The 16431-nt window shown below is 72.1% G+C and carries 16 protein-coding genes; 9 read left to right on the top strand and 7 right to left on the bottom strand.

What is annotated here, in order from left to right; genetic code table 11:
- Positions 1 to 29: 29 nt before the first annotated feature.
- Complete coding sequence (locus tag OE229_RS04635; RefSeq protein WP_262139962.1) at positions 30 to 1319, top strand: MFS transporter; 1290 nt, start codon at positions 30 to 32, stop codon at positions 1317 to 1319.
- Between the two features lie 130 nt (positions 1320 to 1449).
- A complete protein-coding gene (locus OE229_RS04640) occupies positions 1450 to 2055 on the top strand; it encodes a hypothetical protein (RefSeq protein WP_262139964.1) in 606 nt (201 codons plus the stop codon).
- 97 nt (positions 2056 to 2152) lie between these two features.
- Here OE229_RS04640 and OE229_RS04645 read toward each other — a convergent pair whose 3' ends face one another.
- The gene (locus OE229_RS04645; protein WP_262139966.1) at positions 2153 to 3067 is read right to left on the bottom strand and encodes a cation diffusion facilitator family transporter; all 915 of its coding nucleotides are present in this window, start codon (positions 3065 to 3067) and stop codon (positions 2153 to 2155) included.
- Positions 3068 to 3114: 47 nt separating this feature from the next.
- Between OE229_RS04645 and OE229_RS04650 the strand changes: the two genes are divergently transcribed.
- Together OE229_RS04650 and OE229_RS04655 are read left to right on the top strand one after the other, a co-directional pair.
- Positions 3115 to 3783, top strand: a complete 669-nt coding sequence (locus OE229_RS04650) for a DUF4166 domain-containing protein (RefSeq protein WP_182066223.1) — start codon at positions 3115 to 3117, stop codon at positions 3781 to 3783.
- A 1-nt stretch (position 3784) separates the two neighbouring features.
- Positions 3785 to 4762 carry an epimerase gene (locus tag OE229_RS04655; protein WP_262139968.1) on the top strand — a complete coding sequence of 326 codons (978 nt, stop codon included), beginning with the start codon at positions 3785 to 3787 and terminating at the stop codon, positions 4760 to 4762.
- On the opposite strand, the gene OE229_RS04660 is transcribed toward OE229_RS04655, so the two are convergent.
- Positions 4731 to 5738 (bottom strand): EamA family transporter, encoded by a 1008-nt coding sequence (locus OE229_RS04660; RefSeq protein ID WP_262139969.1) that lies wholly within the window; start codon positions 5736 to 5738, stop codon positions 4731 to 4733. The two genes, OE229_RS04655 and OE229_RS04660, sit on opposite strands and share 32 nt — an antisense overlap.
- Positions 5739 to 5810: 72 nt before the next feature.
- On the opposite strand from OE229_RS04660, the gene OE229_RS04665 reads away from it, so the two are divergent.
- Complete coding sequence (locus OE229_RS04665) at positions 5811 to 6725, top strand: LysR family transcriptional regulator (RefSeq protein WP_262139970.1); 915 nt, start codon at positions 5811 to 5813, stop codon at positions 6723 to 6725.
- 133 nt (positions 6726 to 6858) lie between these two features.
- On the opposite strand, the gene OE229_RS04670 is transcribed toward OE229_RS04665, so the two are convergent.
- The 5 genes from OE229_RS04670 to OE229_RS04690 all read right to left on the bottom strand — a co-directional run bounded on the left by OE229_RS04670 (position 6859) and on the right by OE229_RS04690 (position 11392).
- Positions 6859 to 7626, bottom strand: coding sequence for a L,D-transpeptidase family protein (locus tag OE229_RS04670; RefSeq protein ID WP_262139971.1), 768 nt, complete (start codon positions 7624 to 7626; stop codon positions 6859 to 6861).
- Between the two features lie 41 nt (positions 7627 to 7667).
- On the bottom strand, positions 7668 to 8873 hold the full coding sequence (locus OE229_RS04675; protein WP_262139973.1) for a hypothetical protein: 1206 nt from the start codon (positions 8871 to 8873) through the stop codon (positions 7668 to 7670).
- Between the two features lie 177 nt (positions 8874 to 9050).
- Positions 9051 to 10436: an adenylosuccinate lyase gene (gene purB, locus OE229_RS04680; RefSeq protein WP_111123552.1), complete on the bottom strand. Its 1386-nt coding sequence runs from the start codon at positions 10434 to 10436 to the stop codon at positions 9051 to 9053.
- Complete coding sequence (locus tag OE229_RS04685; RefSeq protein ID WP_194628360.1) at positions 10433 to 10945, bottom strand: low molecular weight protein-tyrosine-phosphatase; 513 nt, start codon at positions 10943 to 10945, stop codon at positions 10433 to 10435. Before OE229_RS04685 ends, purB begins: the two co-directional genes overlap by 4 nt.
- A gap of 48 nt (positions 10946 to 10993) precedes the next feature.
- Entirely contained in the window at positions 10994 to 11392 is a 399-nt protein-coding gene (locus OE229_RS04690) for a phage holin family protein (RefSeq protein WP_182066216.1), read from the bottom strand.
- 61 nt (positions 11393 to 11453) lie between these two features.
- Here OE229_RS04690 and OE229_RS04695 point away from each other — a divergent pair, with 61 nt between their 5' ends.
- The 4 genes from OE229_RS04695 (at position 11454) to OE229_RS04710 (ending at position 16386) form a co-directional block, all read left to right on the top strand.
- The gene (locus OE229_RS04695) at positions 11454 to 12533 is read left to right on the top strand and encodes a histidinol-phosphate transaminase (RefSeq protein WP_262139977.1); all 1080 of its coding nucleotides are present in this window, start codon (positions 11454 to 11456) and stop codon (positions 12531 to 12533) included.
- A 23-nt stretch (positions 12534 to 12556) separates the two neighbouring features.
- On the top strand, positions 12557 to 13693 hold the full coding sequence (locus tag OE229_RS04700) for a thiamine pyrophosphate-dependent enzyme (protein ID WP_182066214.1): 1137 nt from the start codon (positions 12557 to 12559) through the stop codon (positions 13691 to 13693).
- Between the two features lie 86 nt (positions 13694 to 13779).
- On the top strand, positions 13780 to 14739 hold the full coding sequence (locus OE229_RS04705; RefSeq protein ID WP_262140083.1) for an alpha-ketoacid dehydrogenase subunit beta: 960 nt from the start codon (positions 13780 to 13782) through the stop codon (positions 14737 to 14739).
- 57 nt (positions 14740 to 14796) lie between these two features.
- The gene (locus tag OE229_RS04710) at positions 14797 to 16386 is read left to right on the top strand and encodes a dihydrolipoamide acetyltransferase family protein (RefSeq protein ID WP_182066213.1); all 1590 of its coding nucleotides are present in this window, start codon (positions 14797 to 14799) and stop codon (positions 16384 to 16386) included.
- Positions 16387 to 16431: the final 45 nt, after the last annotated feature.

The following is a 16431-nucleotide window of genomic DNA, read 5'->3' on the forward strand; positions in this document are numbered from 1 at the left end:
CGATGCTCTCTGGGCACGATCATCGGAGCATGTCAACCGTGACCGACACCCCGACGAGCACCGTCCCCGCCACCACCGCCGCTCCCGCATCCGCGAGCGACCGTGTCGTCGCCCCGCGCGGGCGCCGCGTCCACACCCGTCGGCGCCACGGTTTCGGGTTCTGGGCCGTCGCCTTCGCGTTCCTCGCGGTGATGGCCTTCGCGACCGTCCCCGCACCCCTCTACGTCATCTACCAGGCCCGCGACGGCTTCCCGACGTTCACCACGACGGTGATCTTCGCGGCGTACGGGGTGGGGGTCGTCGGGTCGCTGTACCTGGCGGGACACCTCAGCGACGTGCACGGACGCCGTCCGCTCATCCTGGTGTCGATCGCCCTCGAGCTCGTCGCAGCCGTGCTGTTCCTGCTCTGGAACGACGTCACCGGTCTCATCGTCGCCCGGCTCGTGACCGGCCTCGGCGTCGGGACGCTGACGGCGACCGCGACGGCGCACCTCGGTGAGCTCCGGGTCCGTGCGACCGGGTCGAGCGACTCCGCGAAGGGCGCGAGCGTCGCCGCCGGAGCCGTGAACCTCGGTGGGCTGTCACTCGGCGCCCTGGTCGGTGGAGCGCTCGCCGAGTTCGTCGGGCAGCCCCTCATGGTCCCCTACGTGGTGTTCGTCATCGCGCTGGCGGTCGCGTTCGTGCTCGTGCTGGCCGCACCGGAGACGGTCGACCGCGCCGAGCAGCCCGTGGCCTACCGCCCGCAGCGCATGCAGGCTCCCGAGGGGCAGGGTGCCGCGTTCTGGGCCGCCGGTGCAGCCGCGTTCGCCGCGCTCGCCGTGCAGGGCCTCTTCACCTCGGTCGCGCCGAGCTTCCTCGGCACCACGTTCCACGTCACCGACCGCCTCGCCGCCGGAGCCACGACCTTCGGGGTCTTCGCCGCGAGCGCGCTGTCGCAGATCGTCTTCGCCCGACTGTCGCAGCGTGCGCAGATCCGGCTCGGCATGCTGCTCCTGGTCGTCGGACTGGTCGTCCTCGCCGTCGCCGCGGTCCTGCTGCAGGTCGCCGGGTTCATCGGCGGCGGGGTCGTCGCGGGAGCCGGCGTCGGCCTGCTGTTCCGCGCCGCGATCGGCAGCGCCGCAGCACTGGTCGGCCCGGAGCGTCGGGGCGGCGTGCTCGCCGCCACGTTCCTCATCGCCTACGCCGGGCTCACCGTGCCGGTCGTGGCCGTCGGGGCGGCGCTGCTGGTGATCCCGACGCTCCCCGTCCTCATCGGGTACGTGGTGCTCGTCGCCGTCCTGGCCGTCGTCGCCGGTACCCGGCTGGCCGCGCGCGCCTGACGCGTGGCGGGCCTCCCGTCCGCCCGTCGCATCCCGGAACCGGGTTCCGGACACCGACCCACGCGATCGCGCGGTGCCGTGTCCGGAACCCGGTTCCGTCGTGCGGTCGCACTCCCGGCATACTGGGCGCGTGCCCCGGAACCGCAACCGTCCCGTGATCACCGGCGTCGCGGCCGTGGTGGCCGCCGGTCTCCTCGCCGGCGGGTTGTTCCTGACGGCGCGGCAGGGCGCGGACGATCCGACCATCGGTGCCGGCGCGGCCTCACGGACGCCGAGCGACGCGCCGATCGCCTCCGGCGACGGCACCGTCACGATCACCCGCACCGGGCCGGACCTGCCCGGCGGCGCCGCCCTCGCACGGTGCGACTCCACGACCCAGGCGGCCGTCGCCCAGTACGACACCGAGGCGCTGGGCCGCGTCACCCTGCAGTGCGGCACCGCTGCCCAGGGCTACGAGCACATCCGGGTGCGGCACACCGCCGACTGGCGGGACGTCGTCACCGGGCACGGCTCCCGCGACTGGGACGACGCCATGCTCACCGCGGTGCAGACGGCGCTCGAGGACCCGCGCCCCGGGTTCCCGATCGACGCCGGTGACGGCAAGGTCTGCTACGCCGCACCCGTCCGGTTCGACGACGGTTCACGCCCCGACGACGAGCCCTGGGTCAAGGTGATCGTCTCGGCCACCATCGACCGGGTGATCACGGCGTACCCCACGCGCACCGACGACTGCTGACCCGCCACCCGCGGACACCCGTTCTGCGACAGACCACGCGTCGATCACCTGGTGGATCGTCGCGAAGCCGGGGCGACCCCGGCTGACGCACACGTCCCTACGCGTGCACCTCGTACTCGTGCCGCCGGTGCGACACCGGCTCCAACTGGAACGTCGAGTGCTCCACCGGCACGTCGAAGTGCTCCGCCACGCACCGCTGCAGCTCGTCGAGGATCGCCGGGGCGTGCGCCGTCGAGAAGCAGTGGTCGTCGACGACCACGTGCGCGGTCAGGTTCGGCACCCCGGTCGCCACCAGCGTCGCGTGCAGGTCGTGCACCGCGATGACGTGATCGAGCTCGAGGATGTGCCCACGCACGTCGTCGAGGTCCAGGCCCGGTGGCGTCGACTCGAGCAGCACGTTCGCGGTCTCGCGCAGCAGCCGGATCGCCCGGGGCAGGATGAGCAGGCCGATCAGGATCGCGGCGACGGAGTCCGCGCGCTCCCACCCGGTCAGCATCAGCACGATCGCGGCGATGATGACGGCGACCGAGCCGAGGGTGTCGTTGAGGACCTCGAGCCGGGCGGCGCGCGAGGTGAACCCCTCGCCCGAGGCCCGCAGCAGCACCGCGTAGGCCACCAGGTTGCCGACGAGTCCGACGATGCCGAAGACGAGCAGCGGCCCGGAGTGGATCTCCTCCGGCACGAACAGCCGCTGCACCGCCGAGATGATCACGTAGACCCCGACGGCGAGCAGGATCGAGGCCTGCGCGGTGGCCCCGAGGACCTCGGCCCGCTGGAATCCCCAGGTGCGCTGCGCGGTCGGCGTCCGGCGGGCGAGCCGTGTCGCGACGAGCCCGATGCCGAGTCCGCCGGTGTCGACGACCATGTGCCCGGCGTCGACGAGCAGCGCGAGCGAACCGGTGACCACGGCGCCGACGACCTCGGCGAGCAGGATGCCCGCCGAGATGCAGAACGCGATGAGCAGGGCGCGCTCCGAGGCGTGCCCGACGCCGTGCCCGTGGTCGTGTCCCATGTGCGACATCGTAGGGATCAGCACTGACGACATGCCAGGATCGAACCGTGAGCCGGTCGCCCTACGAGCTGTCCGCACCACCCGAGGTGCTGGCCCGGCTGCACCCCCGGCTCCGCACGTACTTCGGCCCCGTCCCGGCCGGTCACGTCGGCCGCGGCGAGGGCGTCTTCGACGTCGTCGGCACGCCGCGTCGGTGGCTCTGGCCGGTGCTCGCGGTGTTCGCCCGCGATTCCGTCGTGTTCCCGGTCTGGGAGCGCGACGTCCCCTTCACGGTCGAGAACCGCGCGGCTCGCGTCCGTCGTGGATCCGGTGCCGGCCTGGAGGCCCGCCCCGCCGTCCGCGCGCACCGCACCTTCCACTTCCGTTCCGGGGCCCGGACGATGGTGGACGCCATCACCGCCGAACCCGACGGCCTGGTCGACCACCTGGGTCGCCACGGGCGCGTCAGCGCCCGGCTCCGGGCGCAGGTCGACGCGGACGGTCCCGACGCGGGCGCCCTGCGCCTGGCCTCCACGCATGTGACGTTCCGTGTGCTGGGACGTGATCTGCGCCTCCCGGCCGCCCTGAGCCCGCGTGTGACGCTCGTGGAACGATTCGATGACGAAGCGGACGTGCAGCGCGTGTCCCTGGTGCTCGCGGCGCCGGTGCTCGGCACGCTGTACCGGTACGAGGGGGCGTTCCGGTACGAGATCGCGCCGGACACAGAACGGGGATGAGATGAGCGACCAGAAGGGCCGCGTCGTGATCGCGGGAGCGAGCGGCTTCGTGGGGCGGTACCTGCGGGACGCCTTCACGCAAGAGGGGTACCAGGTCGTCACCATCGGCCGGACCGGCGACGCCGTGTGGGGCAACACCATGCGCATCCGGGAACTCGTGGACGGCGCCGCCATGGTCGTGAACATGGCGGGCAAGAGCGTCAACTGCCGCTACGGCCGACGCAACCGCGCGGAGATCATGCGCTCACGCGTGGACACCACGCTCGAGCTCGCCGAGGCCATCCGCACGTCCGAGCGCCCGACGCCGCTGTGGATGAACGCCTCGACCGCGACGATCTACCGGCACGCTGACGACCGCCCGCAGGACGAGACGACGGGGGAGATCGGCGAGGGGTTCTCGGTCTCCGTGGCCCGTGCGTGGGAGGCCGCCTTCTTCGGCGCCGACCTGCCCGGCACCCGCCGTGTGGCGCTCCGGATGGCGATCGTGTTCGGCGACGGCAGCGCGCTGCTGCCGCTCCTGCGGCTCGCGCAGGCCGGCCTCGGCGGGCCGCAGTACGACGGCCCGTGGGTGCCGACGCGCTCCCGGCTCCGCGCCGGCACGTACCACCACCACCGGCCCACCCACGGTCGGCAGCGCTTCAGCTGGGTGCACATCGCCGACGTCCTCGGGTCGATCCGGTTCCTCCGCGACCACCCGGAGATCGAGGGGCCGGTGAACATCTCGAGCCCGAACCCGTCCGACAACCGCACCGTGATGGCGACCATCCGCGACGCCGTCGGACGCCGGTTCGGGGTGCCGACCTGGCGGTGGATGCTCGAACTCGGGTCGTTCGCGATCCGCACCGAGACCGAACTCGTGCTGAAGAGCCGGTGGGTGGTGCCGACCCGGTTGACCCAGGCGGGCTACGAGTTCCGGTACCCGCACCCGCGTGGGGCGCTCGCCGGGATCATCGCGGAGCGTCGCCAGCACCGGGGCTGAGTGCCGGGTCGAGATCGCGCGGACTGCCGCTCGCGATCGGTCCGGGCGGCACGTCGTGCGACCTCGGCGACACGACTGCGGCGGCTGCGGTGGCCGGCCGCGGCCCGCGGTCCCGCGCCGGACGTGACGACCACAGCACGGCGGCCACGACGACGGCGCCGGCGAGCACCTCGACCAGGTCGGGCACCTCGCCGAAGGCCGCCCACGACGCGAGCACCCCGACCACGGGCACGAGCATCGAGAACGGCGCGACCGTGCTCGAGGGGTAGGTCGCCAGCAGGCGCGACCAGATGCCGTAGCCCACCAGGGTCGCGACGACCACGATGTAGAGCAGGCCGAGGTCGGCCGGCAGTGCCGCCGCCGTGAACGCGGAGCCGAGCGCGGTCCCGATGCGGTCCGGGCCCTCGACCACGAGCGACAGCACGGCCATCGGCACGGGTGGCACGACCGACCACCACAGGGTCAGGTGCAGCGGGTTCGCGGCCCCCGCCCGTCGGGTCGCGACGTTGCCGATCGCCCACCCGAGCGCACCGCACAGCGCGAGCACGACGGGCAGCAGCGCGGCGGTCTGCGACCGGTGCAGGGCGATCGCGCCCAGGGCGGCCACGGCGACGGTGACCCCGACGACCTGCCGGCCGGTCAGCCGCTCGCGCAGGAACACCCCGGCCAGCACCACCGTGAACGGCGCGGAGGCCTGCAGCACGAGCGAGGCCAACCCCGACGGCATCCCGGACGCCATGCTGAGGTACAGGAACGAGAACTGCAGCACACCGAGCCCGAGGCCGACGAGCAGCAGTCGCCCGAACGGGATCCGCGGTCGCGGCACGAACAGCAGCGTCGGGACCGCCAGGATCGTGAACCGCAGCGCTGCGAGCAGGAACGGGGGGAAGTGCTCGAGCGCGAGCGCCGTCGCGGGGAAGTTCAGTCCCCAGACCACGGCGACGACGACGGCGAGGAGGCGGTCTCGAGTGGTCATGCTCCTCATCGTCCCGGGCTCGACGTTGTAGGTCCATCGAAACCTTCGCGATCCACGATGTAGGGTCCCTGCATGGTCGACTTCGACGTGCAGCTGCTGGCGGTCCTGCGGCAGCTCGCCGAGCGCGGCAGCGTCACGGCGGTCGCGGAGGCCACCCACCGCACGCCGAGCGCCGTCTCCCAGCAGCTGCAGACGCTGCAGCGGCAGGTCGGCGTCCCGCTGGTCGAACGCGTCGGGCGCGGCGTCCGGTTGACCCCGCACGGCGACGTGCTCGCGGGGCTGGCGTCCGGGATCGCGACCGCGATCGCGCGGGTGGACGCCGCCTGGCAGGAACACCTCGGCGGCACGACCGGACCGGTGTCCCTGGCGATCTTCCCGTCCGCGGCGGAACTGCTGCTGCCCGGCGTGCTCACCCGGATGCAGGCGCACCCGGGCATCGCGCTGACCCTGGTCGACGTGGACGTCAGCGAAGGGGAGTTCGCACCGCTCGCGGCCGACCACGACGTGGTCGTCGGGCACCGGTCGGACGGCGTCCGCCCGGCGGACCAGGGATCGGTCGACACCGTGCCGCTGCTCCGCGAACCCCTCGACGTCGCCCTGCCGCCCGGGCACGCCCTGGCAGGCCGTGCACGCGTGGGCATCGACGAGGTCGTCGGGGAACGGTGGATCGGCGTGCCGGAGGGGTACCCGATCGACCGGGTGCTGCACGCGATGGCCGCGGCGACGGACACCCCGCCGAGCGTCGCGTTCCGCACGATCCACCTGCCGGTGATCGAGAACCTGGTGGCGGCCGGTCACGGCATCGCACTCGTCCCGCGGTACACGTCGGGGACGCGGGCCGCCGGGCGCTTCCACCTGGCGGAGCTCGCCGACGTCCGTGCCGGACGCCGCATCGAGGCGCTGGTCCGCCCCGACCGTGCCGTCCGTCCCGTGGTGCGCACCGTCCTGGAGGCGCTGGTCGCCGTGGCCCTGGACGTCACCACCTGAGACGGTGGCGCCCACTGCCGGGCGCACGCCGTGCCTCCAGGCCGCGCGTCAGCGCACCTGGAACGTCAGCGCCCCTGGAACGTCAGCGCCCCTGGAACGTCAGCGCCCCTGGAACGTCAGCGCCCCTGGAACGTCAGCGCACCTGGAACGGCGTGCCGAGCGGCAGGAGCTCCGCGAGGGCCGTGATGTCGTCGTTGTGCATGCGGATGCAGCCGTGCGAGGCGGCGGTGCCGATGCTCGACGTGTCGTCCGTGCCGTGCAGGCCGATCTGCCCGGGGCCACCGCCGAACGAGTTGAGCACGTCCGAGAACGCGGTCGTGCCGTACGCGTAGGGGCCGTAGCCCTCGTTGGTCGGCGCGAGCAGCTCGGTCAGGGCGTACCGGCCCGTCGGCGTCGGGGTGCCGCCGGTGCCGGTGGCGACGGGGTACCTGTCGACGACCTTGCCGGCCTTGTACAGGTCGAGGGTCTTCGTCGAGCGGGTGACGACGACCGCGTACGGGTCCTCGGACAGGGTGACGGCACTGGTCGGCACCCAGCCCGTGCTGCCGTTCGGGCGCTGTGCGAGCTGTACCTCGGCCCAACCGTCCTGCTGGTCGACGACCCGGAAGACGAGCGGGGCACCGGACGCCTGCGGGTTCACGAGGGTCTGCGTCGCCGTGCCGCCCGCGCTCTCGCTGACCGGGACGGACGCGCCGGTGACGGCGGCGACCGTGGTGCTGACCGGAGCGTCGACCGCGTCGACCGGTGCTGCCGACCGGGTCGGCTCCGGCGTCGTCGTCGGGGTCGGTGTCGGTACCGCGACGGACCGGGTCGGTGTCGGTGCGGGCGCGGCTGACAGGGGACCGAGCGCGACGAACGCGACGGCCCCCGCACAGACGACGGCCACGGCGGCGGCGATCACAGTCGCACGCCGCCGTGGCTCGGTCGGGAGGATCGGCAAGATCAGCCCGTGAAGTTCGCCGTTCCGGGCACCGGGACGGCGACCGGTGCCGTGCCCGGGTCACCGGCAGCGGCCGGGTCGGCGATGAAGGAGCCGTCGGCCGAAGCGGTCTGGCTCGACGACCGGCCTTCGAGCGTGGCGGTGTACGCGCCGGCGCTCACGGCACCCTCGGGCAGGACCACCACGACGACGACGTCGCCCTCATCGTCCGCCACCGAAGCGTTGGTGCGGATCGAGTAGGTCGCGCCGCCCTGCGTGACGGTCGCGTCGACGGACTCGTTCGGGGCGAAGCCCGCACCGATCACCTGGAATCCGGTGAGGGTCTGCGAAACGCGCACGGACGTGGGCGCGTCGGCGGTCGCGGTGGGCTGCGGCGTGAAGTACGTCGTGGTGTCGTCGATGCGCAGCGCGGAGATCGAACCGCTGGCGTCGGCGGCGAGGGCTTGGCCGTTCGCCTCGAGCGGGGCGGCGAGGCTCTGCAGCTCGCTGCTGGGCAGCGCGCTCGGTGCCGGGGTGCCGTCGACGGTCGGGGCCGGGGTGGGCCCGTCGGTCGGAGCGGGCGTCTCGGTCGGCTCGGTCGTCGGCGGTGCCGTGGTGTCGGCGGCGACGTCGATGCCGACGTAGACGACGTACCCGACGACCTGTGCGTCGGCGGCCTCGAGGTCGGCGGTGAGCTCCGTCGTCGACTCGACCTCGCCGGTCGCGGGGTCGATCCAGTTGCTGGTGCCGTCGACGACGCCGACGCCGTCACCGGTCTCAGGTGCGTCCGTGGCGAAGACGACGGTCTGCGCGCTGGTGTCGCCGCCCTCCTGGACCGCGAGACCGAAGCTCGTCGCCCCGGTGGTCGTCATGCTGATGCCGGCTGCGAGGGCGGGGACGCTGCTCGCGGGCACGGGGGTGTTGAGGCCGCGGACCAGGCCGACGGCCTCGCCCTCGGAGACGGACAACCCGTCCTCGTCGAGCGTGGCGTGGTCGGTGATCGAACCGCCGCCGTCCAGGTCGGTCACGGACGCCCAGTACCACTGGTCGGTCAGCGGGAAGGTGCCGGTCGGCGCGGCGGTGAAGTCGTCGGCCGAATCGGTCCAGGTGACGATGGCCGAAGCAGCGGTGTTCGTCACGAGAGCGGTCGAGACCGTCGGGACGAGGGCGGCGGAGACGCCGAGCACGGTGGCGCCGACGGCGGCCGCGGTGATGCGAGAACGAAGCACGGTGTGGAGATCCATCCGGTCGGTGGACAGGGTGCATCCACTGCGACGCCCCCCGTGCTGAGATGTACTCAGCACCACGAACCTATCGAACTGCTCAGGAACGCGCACCCCCCCCAGGGCGCGGACCCGATGACGGACCGACGACTTCCGGCCGCCGGTCCGTCGTGCCCGTCGTGCTCAGACGTCGAGGTGGTCGACCAGCTCGTCCGCCAGGCCGGTGTACGTCGCGGGCGTCAGGTTGGTCAGCCGGGCCTTCGCGCCGTCGGAGATGTCCAGACGGTTCACGAACACGATGAGGTCCTGCTGGCTCACCCGCTTGCCCCGCGTGAGCTCCTTGAGCATCGCGTAGGGGTCCTCGATGTTCGACTGCCCGGCGGTGACCTCGGCGCGGATGACCGTCTGGATCGCCTCGGCGAGGACCTCCCAGTTGTGGTCGAGGTCGTCGGCGAGCTTGGCCTCGTTCACGGCGATCTCGCCCAGCCCGCGGCGCAGGTTGTCGAGCGCGAGCAGCGAGTGCCCGAACGCGACGCCGATGTTCCGCTGCGTGGTGGAGTCGGTCAGGTCGCGCTGCAGGCGGCTCGTCACGAGGGTCTCGGACAGCGTCGAGAAGAGCGCCGACGAGATCTCGAGGTTCGCCTCGGCGTTCTCGAACTTGATCGGGTTGATCTTGTGCGGCATCGTCGACGACCCGGTGGCACCCGCGACGGGGATCTGCGTGAAGTACCCCATCGAGATGTAGGTCCACACGTCGGTGGCCAGGTTGTGCAGGATCCGGTTGGCGTGACGCACCCGGTCGTAGAGCTCGGCCTGCCAGTCGTGCGACTCGATCTGCGTGGTGAGCGGGTTCCACGTCAGGCCGAGGCCCTCGACGAACTCGCGGGACAGCGCGGGCCAGTCGGCCTCGGGGTCCGCGGCGAGGTGTGCCGAGAACGTGCCGGTCGCGCCGGAGAACTTGCCGAGGTACTCGCCGCCCTCGATCTGGGCGAGCACGCGCTCGAGCCGGTACACGACGACCGCGAGCTCCTTGCCGAGCGTCGTCGGGGTGGCCGGCTGCCCGTGGGTGTGCGAGAGCATCGGCACGCTCTTCAGCTCGACGGCGAGCGTCCGGAGCTTCTCGAGCACGGCACGGAAGCCGGGGAGCCAGACCTGGTCGACGGTGTCCCGCACGGTGAGGGCGTAGGACAGGTTGTTGACGTCTTCGCTGGTGGCGGCGAAGTGGGTGAGCTCGGCGATCGCGTCGAGGCCGAGCTCGGACAGGCGGCGGCGCACGAAGTACTCGACGGCCTTGACGTCGTGACGGGTCGTCGCCTCGATCTCGGCGAGCTCCGCGATCTGGTCCTGGCCGAAGGTCGAGGCGATCGCGCGCAGTGCTGCCTTGTCGTCGACGCTGAGCGGCGAGGTGGTGAACATCGCGTGGTCGGTCAGGAAGATGAGCCACTCGACCTCGACCACGATGCGCGCGCGGTTGAGGCCGGCCTCGGAGAGGTGCTCGCCCACCGTGTGCACGATCGGGTAGTAGCGCCCGTCGAGCGGGCTGATCGGCTGCGGGGGAAGGGGGGTCATGGGGCTCCCTGACGGACTGCCGGCTCGAGCTGGTGGAAGAGCGCCCGGCAGGCCCGTTCGACGGTCGAGAGCACTCGGTCGAACTCGTGCCGGTCCGCGTAGTACGGGTCCGGCACGTCGGCCTGCTGGGGCCAGGCGTCGTCGTACCGCAACAGGAGCGTCACCTTGGCGGAGTCGTCCATGGTCGGGGCCCACGAACGCAGGATGCGCTCGTGGGAGCGGTCGAGTGCGACCACCAGGTCGAGGTCCGGGAACCGGTCCGGGTCGAACTGACGGGCGCGATGCCTGCTGCCATCGTATCCGCGCGCCGCCAGGGCTGCGATCGTGCGTTCGTCGGCGGGTTCGCCGACGTGCCAGTCGCCCGTGCCGGCCGACTCCACCTGGAACCGGTCGGCCAGGCCGGCGTCCGCGGCGATCTGCGCGAACACGACACCGGCCATGGGGGAGCGGCAGATGTTGCCGCTGCAGACGAACGAGACGCGGAACGGGGCGTCGACGTCCTGGGTCATGAGCACATCATGACGCAGGGCGCCGGTCCTCCGCGAGGTCCGCCGGGGTCACGCCCGCTGGCGGTTGAGCACCGGGCGGGCGAAGAGCCCGATCAGCCAGGCGAAGACCGCGAGCACGAAGGCGCCGACGATGCCCCAGCCGAAGGAGTCGACCTCGAGCCCGAAGCCGAACGCCTCGGAGATGCCCGCGACGATGAGCAGCAGGACGGCGTTCACGACGAACGAGATGAGCCCGAGCGTGAGGATGTAGATCGGGAACGCCACGATCCGGATGAGCGTGCCGATCACCGCGTTCACGAGCCCGAACACGAACGCCACGAGCAGGAAGGTGAGGACGGTCGCAGTGGTCCCGCCGTCACCGAACGGCGTCACGGAGACGCCGCTGACGATGAGCGTGGTGAGCCAGAGCGCGAGGGCGTTGACGACGAGGCGGACGAGGAATCGCATGCGCCCATGATGCCCTCGCTTCCCCTCGTGGGTGCCGTGGGCCTGCCGGTAGCCTGAACCCGTGAGCGAGCAGCGTGTGCACATCCGGCCCGAGGTGGCCGTCCTCCCCGCGTACAAGCAGGGGCGACAGGCGTCCGACTCCGCCTTCAAGCTGTCGAGCAACGAGAACCCGTTCCCGCCGCTCCCCGGGGTCGTCGAGGCCGTGCAGGCCCAGACCTCGTACAACCGGTACCCCGACGCCACCGCCCTGGCCCTGCGCGCCGTGCTGGCCAACCGCTTCGGGCTGACCGCCGAGCAGGTGCACGTCGCCCCGGGCAGTGTCGCGATCCTGCACGAGCTCGCCCGCGCGACCTCGGGCCCGGGCGACGAGATCGTCTACGCGTGGCGCTCGTTCGAGGCGTACCCCGGGGTCGTCACGGTCGCCGGCGCCACGAGCGTGCAGGTGCCGAACCGCGCGGACGGCGGGCACGACCTCGACGCCATGGCCGCCGCCGTCACCGAGCGCACCCGCATGGTGCTCGTCTGCTCGCCGAACAACCCGACGGGGCCGACCGTGACCGCTGCGGAGTTCGACGCGTTCATGGCCGCGGTGCCGCAGTCGGTGCTGGTCGTGCTCGACGAGGCATACGCGGAGTTCGTCACCGACGAGGCCGCCGTGCACGGCCACCCGCTGCTCGCCGCGCACCCGAACCTCGTGGTCCTCCGCACCTTCTCGAAGGCGTACGGACTCGCCGGCCTCCGGATCGGCTACGCGCTCGGTCCGGACTACGTGCTCGACGCCGTCCGTGCCTGCGCGATCCCACTGTCCGTGACCGCGCAGGGACAGGCGGCGGCGCTCGCCAGCCTGGAACGCGAGGACGAACTGCTCGAACGCGTGACCGAGATCGCGACCCTGCGCGACCGGATCGTCGTCGAGCTCCGGGCCCAGGGCTGGGACGTCCCCGACGCGCAGGGCAACTTCCTCTGGCTGCCGACGGGCGAGCGGACCGTCGCCGCGGCGGCGGCGTTCGAGGACGCCGGCATCATCGTCCGGGCCTTCCCGCCAGAGGGCATCCGCATCTCGATCGGCGAGCACGAAGCTGTGGAAACGCTCCTCCAAACAGCCCGCTCACTTGTGGGGGACCTCCAGGTGGCCGACTAGTGCCTGGCGCTACGCTGACCGGCATGTCATTCCGCGCCGCGGCTCCCGCGACGACCACCGTCCGGCTCCTCGACCCCCAGGGTCGGTTCGTGGAGACCGACGAGAACGCCGAGTTCGCCGCCGCCGCGCGGGCGATCCCGGACGAGACCCTGCTGGCGATGCACCGCCGCATGGTGCTCACCCGTCGGTTCGACCACGCCGGCCACAACCTCCAGCGCACCGGCCAGCTCGGCCTGTGGGTGCCCAGCCACGGGCAAGAGGCGGCACAGACCGGCTCGGCCTTCGCCCTGCGCGCCCAGGACCACGTGTTCCCGTCCTACCGTGAGCACGCCGTCACCATGCACCGCGGCGTCGAGCCGATGGAGATCATCGCGATGTACCGCGGGCAGACCCACGGCGGGTGGGACCCGGACCAGCGCGGCAACACGCACATCTCCACCCTGGTGATCGGCTCGCAGACCCTGCACGCCACCGGGTACGCGCTCGGCCAGAAGCTCGACGGCGACGTCGGCACGGGCGACCCGGACCGCGACGCCTGCTCCATCGTCTACTTCGGCGACGGTGCGACGAGCCAGGGCGACGTGAACGAGGCGTACGTGTTCTCGGCGTCCACCGGGGCACCGGTCGTCTTCTTCCTGCAGAACAACCACTGGGCGATCTCGGTGCCGGTGTCGGTGCAGTCCCCCACGCCGCTCGTCGACCGCCCGCGCGGCTTCGGGATCCCGAGCGTCCTGATCGACGGCAACGACATCCTCGCGTCCTACACCGCCTCCGTCGTCGCGACCGAGCACGCGCGCAGCGGCCAGGGGCCGGCCTTCATCGAGGCCGACACCTACCGCATCGGCGCGCACACCAGCTCCGACGACCCGAGCCGGTACCGTGCCGACGGCGAGCTCGAGGAGTGGGTCCTGCGCGACCCGATCGTCCGTTCCGAGGCGTACCTGCGCTCGAAGGGTGCGACCGACGAGCAGTTCGCCGCGTTCGACGAAGAGGGCGAGGACATCGCCGCCGACGTCCGTCGCCGCACGGTCGCCCTGACCGCACCGTCCGTCGACGTGATGTTCGACAACGTGTACCGCGAACCGCACCCGCGGATCGCCGAGCAGAAGGCCTGGCTCACCCAGTACGAGGCCGGCTTCGAAGGGGGCGCCCACGCATGAGCACCACCGAGCAGCTCTTCGACTACACCCTGCGCTCCCACCCGGGCGCCGGCGAGGTCCCGAGCGACCCCACCCCGACCCTGCCGATGGCCAAGGCCCTCAACGCCGGACTCGCCGCGGCCATGGAAGCGGACGACAAGGTCCTGCTGATGGGCGAGGACATCGGCCAGCTGGGCGGCGTGTTCCGCATCACCGAGGGCCTGCAGGACCGCTTCGGCGCCGAGCGCGTGCGAGACACCCCGCTCGCCGAGGCCGGCATCATCGGCACCGCGATCGGCCTCGCGCTGCGCGGCTACCGCCCGGTCGTCGAGATCCAGTTCGACGGCTTCGTGTGGCCCGGCTTCGACCAGATCACCTCGCAGCTCGCCAAGATGGCGAACCGGCTGCCGGCGCACATGTCGCTGCCCGTCGTGATCCGCATCCCCTACGGCGGCCACATCGGCGCCGTGGAGCACCACCAGGAATCCCCCGAGGCGTACTTCGCGCACACCCCGGGCCTGCGGGTCGTCAGCCCGAGCACCCCGAACGACGCCTACTGGATGATCCAGGAGGCCGTCGCGTCGAAGGACCCGGTGATCTTCCTCGAGCCGAAGTCCCGCTACTGGCCCAAGGGCCAGGTGGACCTCGTCGACGGCCACGTCCCGATGCACACGACCCGCGTCGCCCGCACCGGCACCGAGGTCACCCTGGTCGGGCACGGCGCGATGGTCGCCACCCTGATGCAGGCCGCCGAGCTCGCCGAGTCCGAGGGCACGAGCTGCGAGGTCATCGACCTCCGCTCGATCTCGCCCATCGACTGGGAGCCGATCCTCACCTCGGTCCGCAAGACCGGTCGCCTGGTCATCGCGCAGGAGGCCTCCGGCTTCGTCAGCGTCGGCAGCGAGATCGCCGCCACGGTCGCCGAGAAGGCGTTCTACACGATGCAGGCGCCGCCACTGCGGGTGTCCGGGTTCGACGTGCCGTTCCCGGTCTCGAAGTTGGAGCACCTGCACCTGCCGGACGCCGACCGCATCCTCGAGGCCGTCGACCGCGCCCTCGCCTACTGACCCGTCCGACCGAGGACCCGTCCGACCGAGCTCGACCAGATCCACGAAGGAGCCGTAGTGGCCGCCGCCGAATTCCCCCTGCCCGACGTGGGTGAAGGTCTCACCGAGGCCGAGATCGTGCAGTGGCGCGTCGCGATCGGGGACGAGATCGCCGTCGACCAGGTGCTCGTCGAGATCGAGACCGCGAAGTCGCTCGTCGAGCTGCCCTCGCCGTTCGCCGGCACCGTGACGGGTCTGCTCGTGTCCGAGGGCGACACGGTCGAGGTCGGCAAGCCGATCATCCGCGTCGACTCGGACGCCTCGGTCGCGTCCGGTGCGGCCCTCACGCCGCCTGCGGGACAGCCTGTCGAGCAGCCTGGAGGCGCGGCGCCCGTCGCCGAGACCGCACCCGTCTCGCCGGTGGTCGCGGCCACCCCGCCAGCACCCGCAGCGCCGTCGGCGCCGGTCGCGCAGACCCCGCCCGCTCCGGCACGCGCTGCTGCCCCCGCTCCGGTCGCGCCTGCCCCGGCTGCGGCGCCGGTCCAGCCGGTCGCCGTCGACGCCTCCGTCCAGGGCACCGACGAGTCCTCCGGCGCCGTCCTCGTCGGCTACGGCTCGGCGACCTCGTCGCCCTCCCGTCGCAAGCCGGGCGCCCGCCGGGCCGCAGCGCTCGCGGCCGAGGCGAGTCGCGCCTCCAGTGTGGACACCGCCGCGGCGGCCGAAGCATCCGTCGACCCGGGTGAGGAGAGCACCGCCGAGGCGATCTCCGCGCTCGGGTCGGGGTCCGGTCGCAAGCAGAGCGCCGCGACCAACGTGCTGGCGAAGCCGCCGATCCGGAAGCTCGCGAAGGACCTCGGCGTCGAACTGACCGAGATCGTCGCGACCGGTCTGGCCGGCGAGGTCACCCGCGACGACGTCATCCGGCACGCGAAGCAGGCCAGCGTCTTCCGGAACATCGAGACGCCCGAGTGGGGCGAGGTCCGCAGCGAGACGATCCCGGTCAAGGGCGTCCGCAAGGCCATCGCGACGGCGATGACCACGTCCGCGTTCACGGCACCGCACGTGTCGCTGTTCGTCGACGTCGACGCGACCCACACGATGGAGTTCGTCAAGCGGCTCAAGGCCTCGCCGACGTTCGCCGGCGTCAAGGTCTCACCGCTGCTGATCGTCGCGAAGGCCGTCATCTGGGCCGTCCGCCGCAACCGCTCGGTGAACTCGACCTGGACCGACCGCGAGATCATCGTCCATCACTTCGTGAACCTCGGCATCGCCGCGGCGACCCCGCGCGGGCTCATCGTGCCGAACATCAAGGACGCGCAGGACATGTCGCTGCTCGAGCTGGCACAGGCGCTCGAGGAGCTCACCCTGACCGCCCGCGACGGCAAGACCACGCCGAAGCAGATGGCGAACGGCACGGTGTCGATCACGAACATCGGTGTGTTCGGCATGGACACCGGGACCCCGATCCTCAACCCGGGCGAGGTCGCGATCGTCGCCATGGGCACGATCAAGCCGAAGCCGTGGGTCGTCGACGGCGAGGTCCGCTCACGCATGGTGACGACCATCGGTGCCTCGTTCGACCACCGGGTCGTCGACGGTGACGTGGCGTCCCGCTTCGTGCACGACGTCGCCTCGGTGCTCGAGGAGCCCGCGCTCCTGCTCGACTGAGCGCCGGTCAGGGGCTGTCTCGGCGGTCGTTCCGCTTCGTGAGCG

It is taken from the genome of Curtobacterium poinsettiae (genome assembly GCF_025677645.1).
Classification (GTDB): domain Bacteria; phylum Actinomycetota; class Actinomycetes; order Actinomycetales; family Microbacteriaceae; genus Curtobacterium; species Curtobacterium poinsettiae_A.